The following is a 16,626-nucleotide window of genomic DNA, read 5'->3' on the forward strand; positions in this document are numbered from 1 at the left end:
TCGTCATGAACTCAATCGGCAACCCCGCTCCTCTTCCCGCAGACCGCATCGGCCTGGGTTGCATGGGCTTCAGTTGGGGTTACAGCAGACCTGGTCAGCTGGACGACAATGCAAGCGTAAGCACCATACGTGAAGCCTTCGATGCTGGAATCAGGCACTTCGATACCAGCGACATGTACGGAGCCGGCCACAATGAAGAACTCGTAGGCAAGGCCTTTGCAAACAACTCGGATGTCTACATCGCTACGAAGGGCGGCATCGTCGTCGATAGTGTCGAACCCTTGCAGATGCATGTTGATGGTTCCACCCGGTACCTCCGCGATGCCCTCGACGCGTCCCTGCGCCGGTTGAATCGTGAACATGTGGACCTGTACTACCTGCACCGCCTCGATGGAACCATTCCGGTGCAGGAACAAGTTCAGGTGCTTGCCGACGCTCAAGCCGCCGGGAAAATCCGCAATATCGGAGTGAGCGAACCGACCTACGACCAGTTAGTCGCTGCTTCCGAGGTAGTCACCATCGACGCGGTCCAATCTGAACTCTCAGTCTGGACCCGCGACCCGCTGAAAGACCAGCCCTCTGAGCACGCAGACAGCAAGACCAACGTCCTGCAGTGGTGTGAAGACAACGGGGCGTCTTTGGTGGCCTTCTCCCCGCTCGGCCGCGGTTACCTCACCGGCACGTTGAACACGTCCGAACTCATGGAGGGCGATTTCCGTAGTTGGATGCCACGTTTTACCCCGGACGCGCAGGAACGCAATGCTGTCATCCTTGAAACTCTTCAGCGCATCGCGGAAAAACACGGAGTGGCAACATCCCAGGTCGCTCTTGCCTGGGTGCTCAGCGTCAGCCCAGCGGTGAAAGCGATTCCAGGTAGCCGAAGCATTGCCCACATCGTCTCCAACTATGAAGCAGCGAACGTGCAGCTCGACGCCGATGACATCGCGGCGATCAATGACTTGCCCGAGCCAACCGAATCCCGGTACTGATGCCCCCTCAAGATTCGGTTGACTGTCTCATTGTCATCGATGCCCAAAAGTGGATTCTTGATCTCTGCGAGAATCAGTCCGTTCGCTCCAACCTCATCAGAAAGATTGCGGACACAGTTGATACCGCGCGCAACCACGGGACGGATGTGCTGTGGATCCAGTTCCGCACAATGGATGACTCTGACGGCGGCCCGCTCGGTAAAGCGCGTCTCTTGTCGGAATGCGGTTACCGGGAATCTGACCCCATCATCACCAAGTTCGGGATCGACGCCTTCTCAGACACCTCCCTGGACCAGGAATTGGGAGCCCGACAAACCGGACGCATTGCACTCGCTGGGTTCTCGACAGCTCACGCCGTGCTCGCTACCGCCTCCACGGCAGTGCGCTTGGGATATGAAGTGATCGTTTACGGTTCTGCCTGCAGTGCCCCGACAAAAGGCGAACACGAGCACGCGCTACAGCAATTGTCCAAAATAGACTCAGTGACCGTTCTTTGACCTTGTAGAAGTGGCGCACCTACGAAGGATGCAGGTAAACAGCCACATCGTTGAACATCCCGGGGTTAAGTAGCAGAATGTGTGTCTGATTTTCAGCGTTTGCGCTGGTCAGGATATGTAAATCAGGCTTGAATAGGGTTCTGGACCTTATTCGGGCGGATCAAACCTGAAGCTTGTGCCTAGTCGGCGTCTGTAGCCAGGTGCGAGTACACCGCGAGGTCGTTGAAGGCTCCTCGCAGCAGCTCGGCATCCCTGCAGATCCCTTCAAGCCTGAATCCGGCTCGCTCCGCGACCCGACGAGAAGCGTGGTTATCCACTGCGGCGCGTAGCTCGACGCGGTGGATGCCAGCCTCATGTGCGTGCTGTGTAACGGCACGCACCGCATCGGTCATGATGCCGCGGCCACGCGCCCACGGGGCGGCCGTGTAGCCCAGTTTAGCCTCGTGACCGGACTGCTGCCGCATTTCAATGCTTCCGGCATAGCGCCCCTCCACAACGATCACCCACCGCGTCACCCCGGTTGGAGGAGCGTCCATGAAGGACCGCAGATGATCCTGCGTGTACGGATGCGGGACATGTGTGAAGCGCACCGTCAGTTCGTCTTCGACGGATTCCAGAATGTCGTCAGCGACGTCGGGGATCTCATCGACCTGGTCCCACGGGACAAGTTCCATGGGTAGTGACGTTATCAATCCCGATGCGCACGTGGTGCTCGACATCAGCCAGCAGCCGCTCGCCCGCGGTTACCAGCATCGAACGTTTCCCGCAGCGCGATTCCCATGACACAAGCTGCATGATCAGCGACGAAACCCGACGGCTAGCGCTTACTGTCTTTGCAGATCGTTGAAGATCTGCTCGTTGAAATCGTAGACATACGGGCCCCATTTTCTAATGGCCGTGGTCAAAGCGGCGTCGTCTAAACCCATGCTCGTATCTACCACCCCGCACGTGAACATCTCGATGTGGTCGCCGTTATCGTATACGTAAGCTACGGGAGCCGCCTCTTGCATGTTCAGCCAGTTGATCGAGTGCGCAAGCGCCTCCCCCAAACCGGGCCGGGACGGCAGCGACGACGCGATGATGAACCGGAGCGCACCGTCTGCGACTTCGATGTCCATTTGCTGGCCGCCGATGCTGGTCTCTACGAATTGCCCAGTGTCAGTGGTGCGTACCTGCGGCATCGCACCAGTTATCTGCGTCATGCTGCGCGCCACACGGGTCGCAGTGACTGGGGGTCCGACCTCGTCGTCGGGAGTGCATTCGTCGTTGTACACGTCATAAATGTCAGAGTTCAATTTGAACTGTTCGGGGATGGCCACAGGGACCGTTACATCGATGAACCCGTGGCTAGCCATCTCGCGGTACCACGTATCAATTTCGCGAAGGCAGGTGTTCCACCACGACTGGACTTGCCCTGACGTGAGGCTTTCGCTGGCAAACATCGTCGATTTCGCCATCACCCGGTCCTCATAAAAGACGAACCGGCACATCCCGAAAGCGGGCATCTGCGGCGCATTGCTGAACACCAGAACCTCGGGTTCTTCGGAGACCACCCCCGGCAGCAGGAAGGTCGCCTCGATCGAGGCATGCTCGTCATTGAGCGCGATGAACGCTGCCATTCCATCCACCGGATATTCGCCGGTGACCTGAGCCCTCTCGTCGCCGGTGAGAACGTGTCGGCCGAGATACGCTAACGCTACAGCGCACGCATTCAGGGTGAAGGGGATCTGCATTGTCGTGTGCTCCTGTTACTCGGATCGGATCGCTCACATAAGCGTATCTAAGTACTCGCACCACATGCGAAAGAACCGGCTCCCAGGTAGAAACCCGGGGCCGGTTCTCGGAGGTCGCATGCAGTGCCTTGGGGCGTGCTAATTGTTCAGCGGCTTACGCGTGGTGGCCATAGCCACTGCGCGGTCGTGGTTCTCCTGGCGGGCCAGAACCTTGGCGGCTGCCTCGGACTGGCGCTTACCCAGCTCCTCCTCGGAGGCAGTGCCTTCACCGGCGAAGACGGAGGCGAGGGCCTCGCCGATGGCGGCGTCGGTCTCGGAGCCCTCGGTGTACTCGAGGGTCTCGTTCGTGAGAGGGAGTTCGGCGTCGGCCGGGGCGGTGTAGCCGTCGGCAAGCTTCTTCACCAGCTCCAGCGCACCCTCAACGACGTGGTCCGGGGACTGGATGATCTCGTCGTTGTCGCGCCAGAAGTCGATGTTCGCAGCCGGCACCGGCTTAACGGTGCCCAGCAACGCGTCGAACGCGACCTTGTGCGGGTTCGGCACACCGAGTTCCACCAGGCGCTCTAGCAGGCGCACCGGGCCGGACCAGCCCGGGAACAGGCCAACGTTGCGCTCCGGGAAGCCCACGCGGGTCTCGGCGTGGATGACGGACGCGTCGGTGTGCAACAGGATCTCCATGCCGCCGCCGAGCGCGACACCGCGCACAGCGCCAACAACCGGGTACGGGGCGGTGCGCAGCGCGCGGAAACCATCGATACCCTGCTGGATCGTGCGGCGGAGTTCCTCGTTGTCGCCCTCCGGGCCAGACAGCTTGGCAATGGTGCCCAGGTCTGCACCGGCGGAGAACGCACGCTCCTCGTCGTTAGCGATGACCAGGCCCTTGAGGTCCCACTCGTGGGCGTGGGTCAGCAGCTCGGTGACGTTGTTGGAGTTGGAGTTCATCGGGGTCTTGTAAGTGAAGACACCGAAGCCTGCGTAGTCGCCCTCACCGAGCTTGTACACTGCAGCGTCCTCGTTCTCAGCGACGACCTCAGCACCGTCGACGAGCTCTGCAACCTTGATCACGCCTTCGCGCTCCGGGAAGTCGGTCAGGGTGCCGTCGGTGCCGAGCACCTTGCCGTCGGCGTAGAACCCGCCTGCGTTCTTGGCGGATTCAAGGAGGGCGGGGGTGTCGTCGAAAAGCGATGCGACGTAGTCGATGCCAATGGAATCAGCGAGCTCGAACGGGCCCTTCTTCCAGCCGTAACCGAGCTGCATGGCGATGTCGATCTGGTCGACGGTGTCGGTGATCTCCGGAGCGGTGTCGCAGCAGTACTTGATGAAGGTCTTGAAGACCTCCTTCGCGTACTCACCTTCCGGCGTGCCGGACTCCATGAGCTCCTTGGCATCCTTCGGCACCTCGAAGGACTCCTTCGGGCGGTAGTCGCCGGCTTCGAAGTCGTAGACCTCGTCGCGGCCGCGGTAGAAGCCGGACTCGGCGGTGCGGCCGGTGAAACCCTTGTCCAGGAGGGTCTTGAACTCGTCGCGCTCAACGATGTTGTAGTCGTGGTACGCGTCCGACTCCGGCAGGGCCTTCAGCAGCGAGCCCCAGATACCCGGGACGAGCTGAATGCCCACGTAGTCGAACAGGCCGAAGATGCCGGTACGCGGAACGCCGAACGGGCGGCCGAAAGCGACGTCAGCCTGCTCCGGCTTGATGCCCTGGTCGAAGGCGACCTTGGCGCCGACAGCCATCCAGAAGTTACCGATGCGGTTGGCAATGAAGCCCGGGGTGTCGCGGCAATCCACGACGACCTTGCCCATCTGACGCTCCAGGACGTGGTGCATCTGCTCGTTGATCTCGGCAGAGGTCTCCGGGCCCTCGACGTACTCCACCAGGCGCATCACGCGCGGCGGGTTGAAGAAGTGGGTGATGGAGAAGTCGCGCTTGAACTCTTCAGATGCCTCACCCAGCAGGACCTCCAGCGGAATGGTGGAGGTGTTGGAGGACACCGGGGTGCCCGGCTTGCGGTGCGCGTCAACCTTGGCGAAGGTGTCGCGCTTGACCTGGATGTCCTCGAAGACAGCCTCCACGATCCAGTCGACCTCGCCGAGGCGGTCCAGGTGGTCCTCGGTGTTGCCCGGGGTGACCAGCTTGGCGTACTCGGGGCGCTGGAAACCGTGGCGCTTGATCTGGGTGTCAATGCCGTTCTGGGCGCGGCCGTCGCGGTCGCCTTCCTCATTCGGCAGGTCGAGCAGGTGAACCTTGATGCCTGCGTTGGCCATGTGCGCGGCGATGCCGGCACCCATGGAACCAGCGCCGAGCACTGCAGCAGTTGTGATGTCTTGAGCCATTTGTTTAAACCTCCAGTACGAGAGCGATGCCCTGGCCGCCGCCGATGCACGCGGTAACAAGGCCGAGGCCGCCGCCAGCGTTCTTCAGCTGGTGGATGAGCTTGGTGGTCAGGATGACGCCGGTAGCGCCGATCGGGTGGCCGAGAGCGATAGCGCCACCCTGGATGTTGGTCTTCTCGTTGTCGAAGCCCAGGCCGTCTGCGACAGCGATGCACTGTGCGGCGAAAGCCTCGTTGGACTCGATGAGCTTGATGTCGTTCAGGTCCAGGCCCGCCTTGTCCAGAGCCTTGGGCACAGCGCCGATCGGGCCGAGACCCATGGTGGCCGGGTCGCAGCCAGCCAGGCCCCAGGAGACAATCTTCGCCATCGGCTCCAGACCGAATTCCTTCAGGCCGGACTCGTTGGTCATGACGGTGGCAGCAGCAGCGTCGTTAATGCCCGACGAGTTACCCGCGGTCACGGTGCCTTCCTTGCTAAACGACGGGCGCAGCCCCGCCAGCTTCTCCAACGTGGTTTGGCGCGGGTGCTCGTCCGTGGTGAACTCGCCGACCGGAACGATCTGCTCTTCGAACTCGCCGTTGGCGATAGCGGCTGCGGCGCGCTCCTGGGACTGCAGGGCGTACTCGTCCTGGCGCTCACGCGAGATGCCCACCTTGGCTGCGATGTTCTCGGCGGTAATGCCCATGCCGCCGTTGCCCATCGGGTCAGTGAGAGCACCGGTGAGCCAGTCGATCAGGCGTCCGTCGCCCATCTTGCGACCCTGGCGCATGCCCTCGACGGAGTACGGAGCCTGGGACATGATCTCCACACCGCCGGCGATGGAGAGCTTCGCATCATCGGTCATCAGCTGCTGGGCAGCGGAAATGATGGCCTGCACGCCGGAACCGCACAGGCGGTTAACACCGTAGGCGTGGGAGCTGTTGGGCATGCCCGCCTCAAGGGAAACCGCACGGGAAGTGTAGTTGTCGCGCGGGATGGTGGTGACCACGTTGGCCCACACTGCAGAGTCGAAGTTATCAGCGGAAACGCCGGACTCCTCGATCACAGCCTTGGCGATGTGCGCGCCGAGGTCGATGGTCGGTGTCTTCGACAGCGAGCCGCCGAAGGTGCCGATCGGGGTGCGTTTGGCCTGGGTGATGTAAACAGCTTCAGACATGGAGCTCCTTAGTGACTTGTCGTGGATTACACATCCCCACAAGTATAGGAAAGATCACACCACCAGATCGCGGAAACCAGACGATTCCCAATCATCGCTCAGCCCCGGAATACTGCTCGCACTTATAAGCCATTCCGCACGTTTCTGACCAGCAGTAATGGGCGAGCAGTATTCCAGAAAACCTCGAGCAGTATTCCAGGTCCTTAGGTCCCTAGGTGCTGCGTGGTCAGCAGCCCACGCCGCTGACGCTCCAGAATGTCCGAACGCATCTGGACAACCAGGAACCACACGATGGCGAACATGATCCCCACAGCGCCGACGGACCAGTGGATGAAGAAACCGACCACAATCAGCGGCACCTGCAACCCCAGGTTCAACCACAGCGCGCCCGGCCGGCGCTGCACGAACGCAGCAATAAGGTGGGCGAAGCCCATCACGGTGACGAACACCCAGTTGAAGGTGGTCCACAACGCGCCTTCCTGGATTTTCAGAATCACGGTCAGGCAGAGGAAGATCGTGATGGCCTCCATGATGAGGGTTCCGGACATCACTCCGGACAGGCCCTTCATCGGGTCCTTGACCGGCTCCTGGCCGGGGCCGAGCGGACCGTACTCGATGTCGTCAGATCGACGAGACTCGCGCGGCTTGCGAGGGCTTCGGGACATCATTGCGGATCCTTTCCAAACATCGCGCGTGCTTCACCCGCGGTGACCACCGAGCCGGTGATGAGCACGCCTGAACCGGATTGCACGCCAACTGCTTCGAGGGCTTCTTCGGCGAGTTCGACTGCCAGCGAGTATGCCGAAGGTAGGTGCTCTTCAACGTGGACGCGCTCTTCGCCGAAGACATCTCGGGCGATCTCGGCGAGCTCAAGGGCGTCGGTGGCGCGCGGGGTAGACGTCTGGGTGATCACTACTTCACTCAAGACCGGCTCGAGGGCTTGGAAGATGCCCAGAGCGTCTTTGTCGTCGAGAATGCCGAGCACTCCGACCAGCCGCGCGAACTCGAAGTCGCGCTCCAAGGCTGCGGCGAGCGCGCGGGCCCCGTGGGGGTTGTGGGTGGCGTCGATGAACGTCGTCGGGGTGGAGCGGACGCGCTCCAGGCGACCCGGCGAGACCGCCGCGGCGAACCCGGCACGCACTAGCTCCGCGTCGAGAGTCTTGCCGGCACCAGCGCCGAAAAACGCTTCCACGGCGGCCAACGCGACTGCGGCGTTGCGCGCCTGGTGTGGCCCGGACAGGGGCAGGAAGATCTCGTCATAGTCTCCGGATAGCCCGCGCAGGGTCAACGTCTGCCCACCAACGGCGACGGTGGAGGATTCCACACCGAACTCCTGCCCCAGCCGAGCCACAGCGCTGCCCACCTCGACGGTGCGCTCGAGCACGACGCGCATGGCCTCGGGCTCCTGGTCTGCGACAACTGTCACGGACTCCGGGCTCTTCACAATGCCTGCCTTCTCCGCCGCGATCTGCTCGATCGTGTCGCCGAGGTAGTCGGTGTGGTCCAGCCCAATCGGCATGATCACATCGACATCAGCGTCGACGACATTGGTCGCGTCCCACGTCCCGCCCATCCCTACCTCGACGACGGCAATATCCACCGGGGCATCAGCAAACGCCGCCAAAGCAATCCCGACAATCGCTTCGAAATAAGACAGGGGGTGGTCGGATTTGTCGTCGACAAGCTGCATGTAGGGCTTGATTTCCTCGTACACGCGCACGAAGTCGGCCGGGTGGATAGGAGCGCCGTCGATACCGATGCGCTCCGTGACGGTCTGCAGGTGCGGGCTGGTGGTGCGGCCCACCCGCGCGCCGAATGTGCGCAACAGCGATTCGATCATCCGCACGGTCGATGTCTTGCCGTTCGTACCCGCGACGTGAATGACCTTGTAAGACTGCTGCGGCTGGCCCAGCAGATCCATCAGCATCTCGATGCGCTCCAACGACGGATCCAGCTTCGTCTCCGGCCACCGCGCCCGCAGCTCCTGTTCGACGCGCGCGAGTTCTGCGAGGTCGCGCTCCGTCACAGGCTTTTCGACGGTCTCTTCTTCCGTCTCCTGCCCATCCCCGAGATTGAGGACGAGGCCGTCCTCGTCCATATCGACGTTGAAGCTGTCGTCGCTCAAACTATCCTCCCAATCCGTCGAGGCGGGCGGTGACGCGCTCGACCTCTTCCTGCGCGACCTGCTGACGGGTGCGCATCTTCGCCACAACCTCCTCCGGCGCCTTCGCCAGGAAAGCCTCGTTGCCGAGCTTCTTACCGGTGGTCTCCAGCTCCTTCTGCGCGGCGGCGAGCTCCTTTTCCAGACGCTTGCGCTCAGCGGCAAGGTCGACCGTGCCCGAGGTATCCAGCGCCACATCGATCGTGGCTTGGCTCAAGCGCACCTCGATGCTTGCCGACGGCGCGAAGCCCTCCTCCGGAGCCTCCACCTTCGCGATCGACCGGACCAGCTCCTCCTGCCCCACCAGATCGGCTGCCGCGAAGTCGAGTTTCGCCGGAACCTTCTGCGAGGGCTTGACACCCTGGTCGGAGCGGAAGCGGCGCAACTCAGTGATCAGGGCGATTGCGTCCTCAATCCGGCGCTGCGCGGCCTCGTCGGGTTGCGCGCCGCCATTAGTGTCCTCCGCTGTCGGCCATGGTGCCAGGCACAGCGACTCTTCTTCCGTGAGCGCTTTCCACAGGACTTCGGTGACGAACGGCATCGTCGGGTGCAGCAGACGCAGGACCACGTCGAGGACGCGGCCGAGAACGATCTGCGTGTTGCGGCCGCGAGCGCGGTCCGCCCCACTCGCAGAATCGAAGTCGCGCGGAATCTGAGTCTTCGCGATCTCCAGGTACCAGTCGCACAGCTCGTCCCAGGCGAAGTGGTAGAGCTCCTCGTTGGCCTTGGAGAACTGGTAGTCGTCGAGAAGCTCGTCGACGTGGCCGCGCACCGTCTCGAGGCGGTCGAGGATCCACCGGTCCGCATCAGTGAGTTGCTCGCGGGGCGGCAATTCTCCGAGCGCAGCTCCGTTCATGAGCGCGAACTTCGTCGCGTTGTAGAGCTTGGTGGCGAAGTTGCGGGCAGAGGCGGCGTTGTCATCGCCGATCGGCAGGTCGATGCCCGGGTTAGCGCCGCGGGCTAGTGCGAAGCGCAGTGCGTCCGCGCCATAGTCGCGCACCCAGTCCATCGGGTCGATGCCGTTGCCCAGCGACTTCGACATCTTTCGCCCCTTCTCGTCGCGGACGAGGCCGTGGAGGAAGATGTGCTCGAAAGGTATCTGTGGACGGCCGTCGGTGCCAGAGCCGAGCACGTCGGGCGTTTGAGTCCCCGCGAACGTGCCGAACATCATCATGCGGGCAACCCAGAAGAAGAGGATGTCGTAGGCGGTGACCAGCACGGTCGTCGGGTAGAACTTCTCCAACTCAGGGGTTTTGTCCGGCCAGCCCATCGTGGAGAACGGCCACAGTGCAGAGGAGAACCAGGTGTCCAGGACGTCCGGATCTTGCTCGTAACCGGCCGGCGGCTCCTCGTCGGGGCCACAGCAGACAATGTCGCGTTCGCCGTTCTCGTCTTCGGGGCCGTACCAGATCGGAATGCGGTGGCCCCACCACAGCTGGCGCGAAATGGTCCAGTCGTGCATGTTGTCCACCCAGTCGAAGTAGCGCTTGCTCAACGACTCTGGGTGGATCTCTGTGTCGCCGGAACGGACGGCATCGCCGGACATGCGGGCGAGCTCGTCGACCTTGACAAACCACTGCAGCGACAGGCGCGGCTCGATTGGCTCACCCGTGCGCTCGGAGTGGCCGACGGAGTGGACGTAAGGCCGGACTTCTTTGACGATCCGGCCCATCTGTGCGAGTTCCTCGCGAACTCGCACACGCGCATCGAAGCGGTCGAGCCCATCAAACTGGGTACCGGTGCTCGCGATGTGGCCGGTGGAGTCCATGATGATCGGCATGTCCAAGTTATGGCGTAAGCCCATCTCGTAGTCGTTCGGGTCGTGCGCCGGGGTGATCTTCACGGCACCGGTTCCCAGCTCCATGTCGACGTAATCGTCGGCGATGACCTTGATCTTCAGATCGTCGCGGAACGGGTGGTCGAATTCCTGGCCCACCAGGTCCGTGTAGCGCTCGTCATCGGGGTGGACGGCGATAGCCACGTCGCCGAGCATGGTCTCGACACGGGTGGTGGCCACAACAAGGTGCGGCTCATCGTCGTTAAGCGAGCCGTAGCGGATGGAGACGAACTCGCCCTCGACGTCCTTGTACGCGACCTCAATGTCGGAGACAGCCGTCTCAAGCACCGGCGACCAGTTGACCAGGCGGTAGTCGCGGTAAATCATCCCAGCGTCATAGAGCTGTTTGAAGATGGTGACGACGGCGCGGTTCAGACCGTCGTCAAGCGTGAAGCGTTCGCGGGACCAGTCGACGGAATCGCCGATCGCCCGCATCTGCGACGTGATCGTGCCGCCGTACTTTTCTTTCCACTCCCACACGCGGCCGATGAATTCTTCGCGGCCGTAGTCGTAGCGGTCCTTGCCCTCGGTCTCCTTGAGCATCGCCTCGACCTTGGTCTGGGTGGCAATGCCAGCGTGGTCCATGCCCGGCAGCCACAGGACTTCGAAGCCCTGCATGCGCTTGCGGCGCGACAGCGAGTCCATGAGCGTGTGGTCGAGCGCGTGGCCCATGTGGAGCTGACCAGTCACGTTCGGCGGCGGCAACACGATCGAGTAGGCGGGCTTGTCCGAGGACGGATCGGCTGTGAAATAGCCCTTGGCTACCCAGTCCTCGTAGATGCCCTGCTCGATCTCCTGCGGCTCCCAGCTCTTCGGCAGGGAGTCGGCGCGGTTGGCGCCGATGAGGGACTCGTTGAATGTGTTGCCGCTTTGTTCAGTCACGCAGAACAGTCTAGCGGGGTCAATGCTCGCGCTGATAAGGGGGAAAGCTCTAGAACAGCTTGTCCGCGATCTCCGCTTCCGTGCGCAGTGCCTCAATGTTGGCGTCGATGCGCTCGCGCTGGAACTCGTTCAAATCCAAGCCTTCGACGACGCTCCACCGGCCGTTGATGCCGATGACCGGAAGACCGAAGACCAGCCCCTCGTCGACACCGTAGCTGCCGTTCGACACCACGGCCGACGTCACCCACTTGCCTTCAGTGCCGGCGACCCAGTCGCGCATGTGGTCCACAGCCGCCGACGCAGCCGAGGCCGCAGAAGAACGCCCGCGCACCTCGATGATCTCGGAGCCACGCTTAGCGACGCGCGGAATGAACTCCTCGACATACCAATCACGCTCCACACGGTCTTTCACTGGCTGGCCACCCACGGTCGCGTACTCAATGTCAGGGAACATCGTGTCACCGTGGTTGCCCCACACCGCAATGGACTCGAAACGGCTCGAGTGCTCGTCCAGCTGCTGGGACAGCATCGAGATCGTGCGGTTGTGGTCCAGGCGCATGAGCGCGTTGAAGTGTTCCGGGCCGACATCCGGAGCTGCCTTGTTGGCGATGTAGGCGTTGGTGTTGGCCGGGTTGCCGATCACCAGCACACGCACGTCATCTGCTGCGTGGTCATTGATGGAGCGGCCCTGGTCGATGAAGATCTTGCCGTTGGCCTCCAGCATGTCCGCACGGGATTCACCCTTGCCGCGCGGCTTCGCGCCGACGAGGAACGCGGCGTTCGTGCCGTCGAAAGCCTTCTTCGCGTCATCCGTGACGTGCAGATTGCAGATCTTGTTCAACGCAGAGTCGCTGAGTTCCATGGCTACGCCGTCGACCTTCTGCACGTTGTCCGGGATGTCCATCAGCGTCAGGTCCACCAGGATGTCGGGGCCGAACACTTCGCCAGCACCGATGCGCCACAGCAACGAGTACGCGATGTTGCCGGCGGCGCCGGTGACAGTGACTTTCACGGGTTGGTTCGGTGCAGTCATAGTGGATGATCTCCTTGCTGTAGCGTCTCACCCCCTGCCGGGGTTGTCCTCCAGGTCCATGCTACCCCCGTTCTTCTAGGGTTTTTCCACCCTGACTGCCCCGTTTACCCCCATATTCGCCCACCGTGCGAACAATTTAGGCAATCTTATGGTTGATCAATTAAGTATTTATCCCCCGGCCCCGAGGAGGCAGACGTGTCCGACCTGACCGCGCAGCGCAATCCGGTTGGCCACTCCGCGCCCGCAGTCAAGGCCCGCATCGAGCAGGCCGTCGATGTCGCGCTGCGCGAATTCGCTCGCAACGGGTACGCCGCCACCCGGCTGGAGACCATTGCGGCGGAAGCCGGCGTGACCAAACGCATGCTGCACTACCACTTCGGCGACAAGAAGGGCCTATACGTCAGTGCCCTGCAACGCGCTGCATGGTCCTTCTCCCCGCCGCAGGAATTCCTCGAACGCACCTTCAAGGTGCCTGTTGAGGGCATCCGCCGCTTTGTTGACTCGATCTTCCACCAGATGGTCCAGCACCCGGACTCAATCCAGCTGTTCCTGCGTGAGAACCTCGACCCGGTTCTGGACAAGAGCGACGTGACCGCCATCTGGAGCAACATGGACATGATCCTCCAGATCGAGCGGTTACTCATGATGGGTCAGGATGCCGGAGCATTCCGTCCCGGTGTGTCTGCCTCTGACCTTGGCTTCATCATCGCCTCGATCGCGTTCTTCCGTGTGGGAAACAAGGGCACGATGGACAGTTTCGGCGCGATCAACCTGTTCACCCCGGACAACACGGAGGGGATGCGGCGGCTCACCATTGACCTCGTGTTGTCGTTCCTGACCTCGACGATCCCCGACACTGGGCATAATTCTTACCTGACAGTGTCGCTGCCGAGGGACATGCAGGCAGGCTCGTCTGACGTTGAGCAAGGGGACGATGCTCTGCCCGTCGATTACAGCGTGGGCGAATCCGCCGACGACATTTACGACAACGGCAGCGGCGCCGGCACCCTCTAAGCGGGGCACGCTGTGGGTCGAGCCCGCTGTAGGTCGAACTCGCTGAAAGTCCCCGGCTTAAGCGGACTTCTTGGCGTCGCGGAGCACGTAGTCCGGCTCAGCGTCGTCGTTGACCACCGCATCAGTGATGACCACTTCGTCCACGTCATCGCGGTCCGGCAGGTCGTACATGATCGGGACGAGGATCTCTTCCATGATCGCGCGTAGGCCACGGGCACCCGTGCCGCGCTCCGCTGCCTTTTTCGCCACGGCATACAGCGCCCCGTCGTCGAACCGCAACTGCGCCCCATCCATGTTGAACAGGCGCTGGTACTGCTTGACCAGAGAGTTCTTCGGCTCAGTGAGCACGCGCACCATGGATTCTTCGTCGAGGTTCTCCACAGCGGCAAGAATCGGCAGACGGCCAATGAACTCGGGGATGAGACCGAACTTGACCAAGTCCTCCGGCTGCACCTGGGCGAGCATGTTGGCTTCCTCGCGCTCCGCGGCCGAATCGATCTCCGCGCCGAAGCCGATTCCCTTCTTGCCCACGCGTTCGGCGATGACCTTGTCCAAACCGTCGAAAGCACCCGCCACGATGAACAGGATGTTCGTCGTGTCCAGCTGGATGAACTCCTGGTTAGGGTGCTTGCGCCCACCTTGCGGCGGCACGGATGCAACGGTGCCCTCGAGGATCTTCAGCAGCGCCTGCTGCACACCCTCACCAGACACGTCACGGGTGATGGAGGGGTTCTCCGACTTCCGGGAGATCTTATCCACCTCATCGACGTAGATGATGCCGTTCTGGGCACGGTTCACGTCAAAGTCTGCTGCCTGCAGCAACTTCAGCAGGATGTTCTCCACATCCTCGCCGACATAGCCCGCCTCTGTCAGCGATGTCGCATCGGCGATCGCGAACGGCACGTTGAGCATCCGGGCGAGGGTCTGCGCCAGGTAGGTCTTGCCCGAGCCTGTCGGCCCGAGCAGCAGAATGTTGGACTTGGCAATCTCCACGTCCTCATCCCGCTTGCGAGCCCCCGAAGCAGCGGACTTCTCCGTGCGGACACGCTTGTAGTGGTTGTACACAGCAACGGCCAAGGTGCGCTTCGCGCGGTCCTGCCCGATCACATACTGGTCCAAGAACGAGGTGATCTCAGAGGGACGCGGCAGGTGCCCGTCGTCGCTCGTCTCCTGCGCCTGAGCGCCGGCCAGCTCTTCCTCGATGATCTCGTTGCACAGCTCAATGCACTCATCGCAGATGTAGACGCCGCCGCCGGCAATGAGCTTGCGCACCTGCTTCTGGCTTTTGCCGCAGAAGGAGCACTTCAGCAAATCCGAGCTGTCTTGCGTTACTGCCATGGGATGTGTCTCAACTCTCGCTTCTGTCTCGCCACTTAGAACTGACAACCTCAACGCTACCCGGCGGGTGGAACATTCCCGTCCGCCCCCGACCAGAAAACATGTGAGGTTTCGGTCTCTCGAGTGTAACCGTCCGAGCCGCCAAAACCGGCATTGATCGCGCGTCTGCAGGATGCCGGTAGTTCGGGAACAATGAATGCCATGACAATCCTTGACGCAAAAGTATCCGGCAATGAAAACAGTGAAAAGACCGTTGTCCTGCTGCCGTCCATCGGCACGACCCACGAGTCGTGGGATGCGCAGCTTCCCGCATTAGAAGACGAGTTCAAAGTGGTGCGCATTAACCACCGCGGTCACGGCGAGTCCCCCGTCCCGGCGGTCAATCTGGGCATGACCACGGTCGACGACCTCGCAAGCGATGTCATCGAGACCCTCAACTCGCTGGGCATTTCCTCCTGCGCAATCGTGGGCCTGTCCATGGGTGGTGCGATTGCCCAGCACCTCGCCGCAACATCCGACTTGGTCGAGCGCGCGGTCTTCGCTTCTACGGCGACGTTCCTCGGCGGGGCCGGCAAGTGGCAGGAGCGCTCCGACACTGCCCGCAACGAGGGCATGGGCCCGATCGTGGATCCTACGGTGGACAACTGGTTCACGGACGGGTTCAAGGCAGAGCACGGTGATGTCGTCGATAAGTTCAAGGCCATGGTCGGCTCTGTCGATCCGGAGGCGTACGCGCAGTGCGGCGATGCCTTGGCCAAGTGGGGTTTTGATGAGCGCCTGCAGGAAATCACCGTTCCGGTCCTGGCCATCGCAGGTTCCGACGATCCCTCCACCGGCCCCGACAAGCTCCGCGAGATCGCCGATGGGGTCACGGGCCCGAGCGAGATGAACGTCATCGAGCCCGCATCCCACCAGGTGGCAACGGAACAGCCCGACATGTTCAACGAAGCTCTGGTCGCGTTCCTCAAGGCCTAAGCTTTACGACGTCTCCCCTCGCCCCGATCCGGGGCGTTTCCCCCACCACAACCGCGATCCCTGGCTATGTTTAAAGCATCCCGTTACTTGACGATGCAAGGAATATCGCAATGATCGCCCTCCCGCGCCTAAACACCCGCCGAGCAGCCGCTGCCGTCGGCGCAGCTGTTCTGCTCCCGCTCAACCTCGTCGCATGCGGTGGAATCGAAGAACCCACTATCGACGACAGCGCCAGCCCCCAATCCCTCGACCCGGTGACCATCACCGAGACGATGTATGACGAAGCGGAGACCGAGGCTGAAGAAGAACCGGTTGATGATGAGCCCGCAGAACAAGCTCCGGTTGAAGAGTCCGAGGACCCCGTCGAAGTGTCTTGTTCCGCCGTAGAAGGAGACTTGGAGCATGACGGCAGGGTGCTCGGAGAATGCGACGGTGAATGGGCTTACGGCTACACCCCTCAGTCCGACGACTCCGTGTACTACATGCTTTCAGGCACCCACTGGGTGGAGATCCAGCCGGACGGCCAAACCTTTACCGGCTTCAACTGTTACGACGTGGACGCCTACGCAGACGATGGCGCACCGGCGTTCATCACTGACAGAATGATGGAGTGCGATTAGGAATTTAACGGGCAAAAGCTGCGTAACCAGTGCCAAGCCATTCAACCTAGGTAATTT

The 16,626-nt window shown here is 61.9% G+C and carries 14 protein-coding genes; 5 read left to right on the top strand and 9 right to left on the bottom strand.

Features of this window, described 5'->3' with window-relative positions:
- Positions 1–5 precede the first annotated feature (5 nt).
- Both KBX18_RS08585 and KBX18_RS08590 read left to right on the top strand, forming a co-directional pair.
- On the top strand, positions 6–989 hold the full coding sequence (locus KBX18_RS08585) for an aldo/keto reductase (RefSeq protein ID WP_005289133.1): 984 nt from the start codon (positions 6–8) through the stop codon (positions 987–989).
- The gene (locus KBX18_RS08590; RefSeq protein ID WP_255995657.1) at positions 989–1,486 is read left to right on the top strand and encodes a cysteine hydrolase; all 498 of its coding nucleotides are present in this window, start codon (positions 989–991) and stop codon (positions 1,484–1,486) included. The genes KBX18_RS08585 and KBX18_RS08590 overlap by 1 nt, the downstream gene beginning before the upstream one ends.
- A gap of 179 nt (positions 1,487–1,665) precedes the next feature.
- On the opposite strand, the gene KBX18_RS08595 is transcribed toward KBX18_RS08590, so the two are convergent.
- The 8 genes from KBX18_RS08595 to KBX18_RS08630 form a co-directional block, all read right to left on the bottom strand.
- Complete coding sequence (locus KBX18_RS08595; protein WP_255995658.1) at positions 1,666–2,160, bottom strand: GNAT family N-acetyltransferase; 495 nt, start codon at positions 2,158–2,160, stop codon at positions 1,666–1,668.
- A gap of 150 nt (positions 2,161–2,310) precedes the next feature.
- On the bottom strand, positions 2,311–3,219 hold the full coding sequence (locus KBX18_RS08600) for a hypothetical protein (protein ID WP_005289120.1): 909 nt from the start codon (positions 3,217–3,219) through the stop codon (positions 2,311–2,313).
- Positions 3,220–3,357: 138 nt separating this feature from the next.
- A complete protein-coding gene (locus KBX18_RS08605) occupies positions 3,358–5,553 on the bottom strand; it encodes a 3-hydroxyacyl-CoA dehydrogenase/enoyl-CoA hydratase family protein (protein ID WP_255995659.1) in 2,196 nt (731 codons plus the stop codon).
- Between the two features lie 4 nt (positions 5,554–5,557).
- Complete coding sequence (locus KBX18_RS08610) at positions 5,558–6,709, bottom strand: acetyl-CoA C-acyltransferase (RefSeq protein ID WP_005289115.1); 1,152 nt, start codon at positions 6,707–6,709, stop codon at positions 5,558–5,560.
- A 203-nt stretch (positions 6,710–6,912) separates the two neighbouring features.
- Positions 6,913–7,374, bottom strand: a complete 462-nt coding sequence (locus KBX18_RS08615) for a DUF4233 domain-containing protein (RefSeq protein WP_255995696.1) — start codon at positions 7,372–7,374, stop codon at positions 6,913–6,915.
- Positions 7,374–8,807: a folylpolyglutamate synthase/dihydrofolate synthase family protein gene (locus KBX18_RS08620; protein ID WP_255995697.1), complete on the bottom strand. Its 1,434-nt coding sequence runs from the start codon at positions 8,805–8,807 to the stop codon at positions 7,374–7,376. The genes KBX18_RS08615 and KBX18_RS08620 overlap by 1 nt, the downstream gene beginning before the upstream one ends.
- Before the next feature lie 28 nt (positions 8,808–8,835).
- Positions 8,836–11,598, bottom strand: a complete 2,763-nt coding sequence (locus KBX18_RS08625; RefSeq protein WP_305083033.1) for a valine--tRNA ligase — start codon at positions 11,596–11,598, stop codon at positions 8,836–8,838.
- Positions 11,599–11,638: 40 nt separating this feature from the next.
- Positions 11,639–12,622 (bottom strand): malate dehydrogenase, encoded by a 984-nt coding sequence (locus tag KBX18_RS08630; protein ID WP_255995661.1) that lies wholly within the window; start codon positions 12,620–12,622, stop codon positions 11,639–11,641.
- Positions 12,623–12,817: 195 nt separating this feature from the next.
- Here KBX18_RS08630 and KBX18_RS08635 point away from each other — a divergent pair, with 195 nt between their 5' ends.
- Positions 12,818–13,636 (top strand): TetR/AcrR family transcriptional regulator, encoded by an 819-nt coding sequence (locus KBX18_RS08635; protein WP_255995662.1) that lies wholly within the window; start codon positions 12,818–12,820, stop codon positions 13,634–13,636.
- A 57-nt stretch (positions 13,637–13,693) separates the two neighbouring features.
- Here KBX18_RS08635 and clpX read toward each other — a convergent pair whose 3' ends face one another.
- Positions 13,694–14,974, bottom strand: coding sequence for an ATP-dependent Clp protease ATP-binding subunit ClpX (gene clpX, locus KBX18_RS08640; protein ID WP_255995663.1), 1,281 nt, complete (start codon positions 14,972–14,974; stop codon positions 13,694–13,696).
- Positions 14,975–15,175: 201 nt separating this feature from the next.
- Here clpX and KBX18_RS08645 point away from each other — a divergent pair, with 201 nt between their 5' ends.
- Together KBX18_RS08645 and KBX18_RS08650 are read left to right on the top strand one after the other, a co-directional pair.
- On the top strand, positions 15,176–15,949 hold the full coding sequence (locus KBX18_RS08645) for an alpha/beta hydrolase (protein ID WP_255995664.1): 774 nt from the start codon (positions 15,176–15,178) through the stop codon (positions 15,947–15,949).
- Between the two features lie 110 nt (positions 15,950–16,059).
- Entirely contained in the window at positions 16,060–16,569 is a 510-nt protein-coding gene (locus tag KBX18_RS08650; RefSeq protein WP_255995665.1) for a hypothetical protein, read from the top strand.
- Positions 16,570–16,626: the final 57 nt, after the last annotated feature.

This window comes from Corynebacterium sp. CCUG 69979 (assembly GCF_024454095.1).
In the GTDB taxonomy this organism is placed as follows: domain Bacteria; phylum Actinomycetota; class Actinomycetes; order Mycobacteriales; family Mycobacteriaceae; genus Corynebacterium; species Corynebacterium genitalium.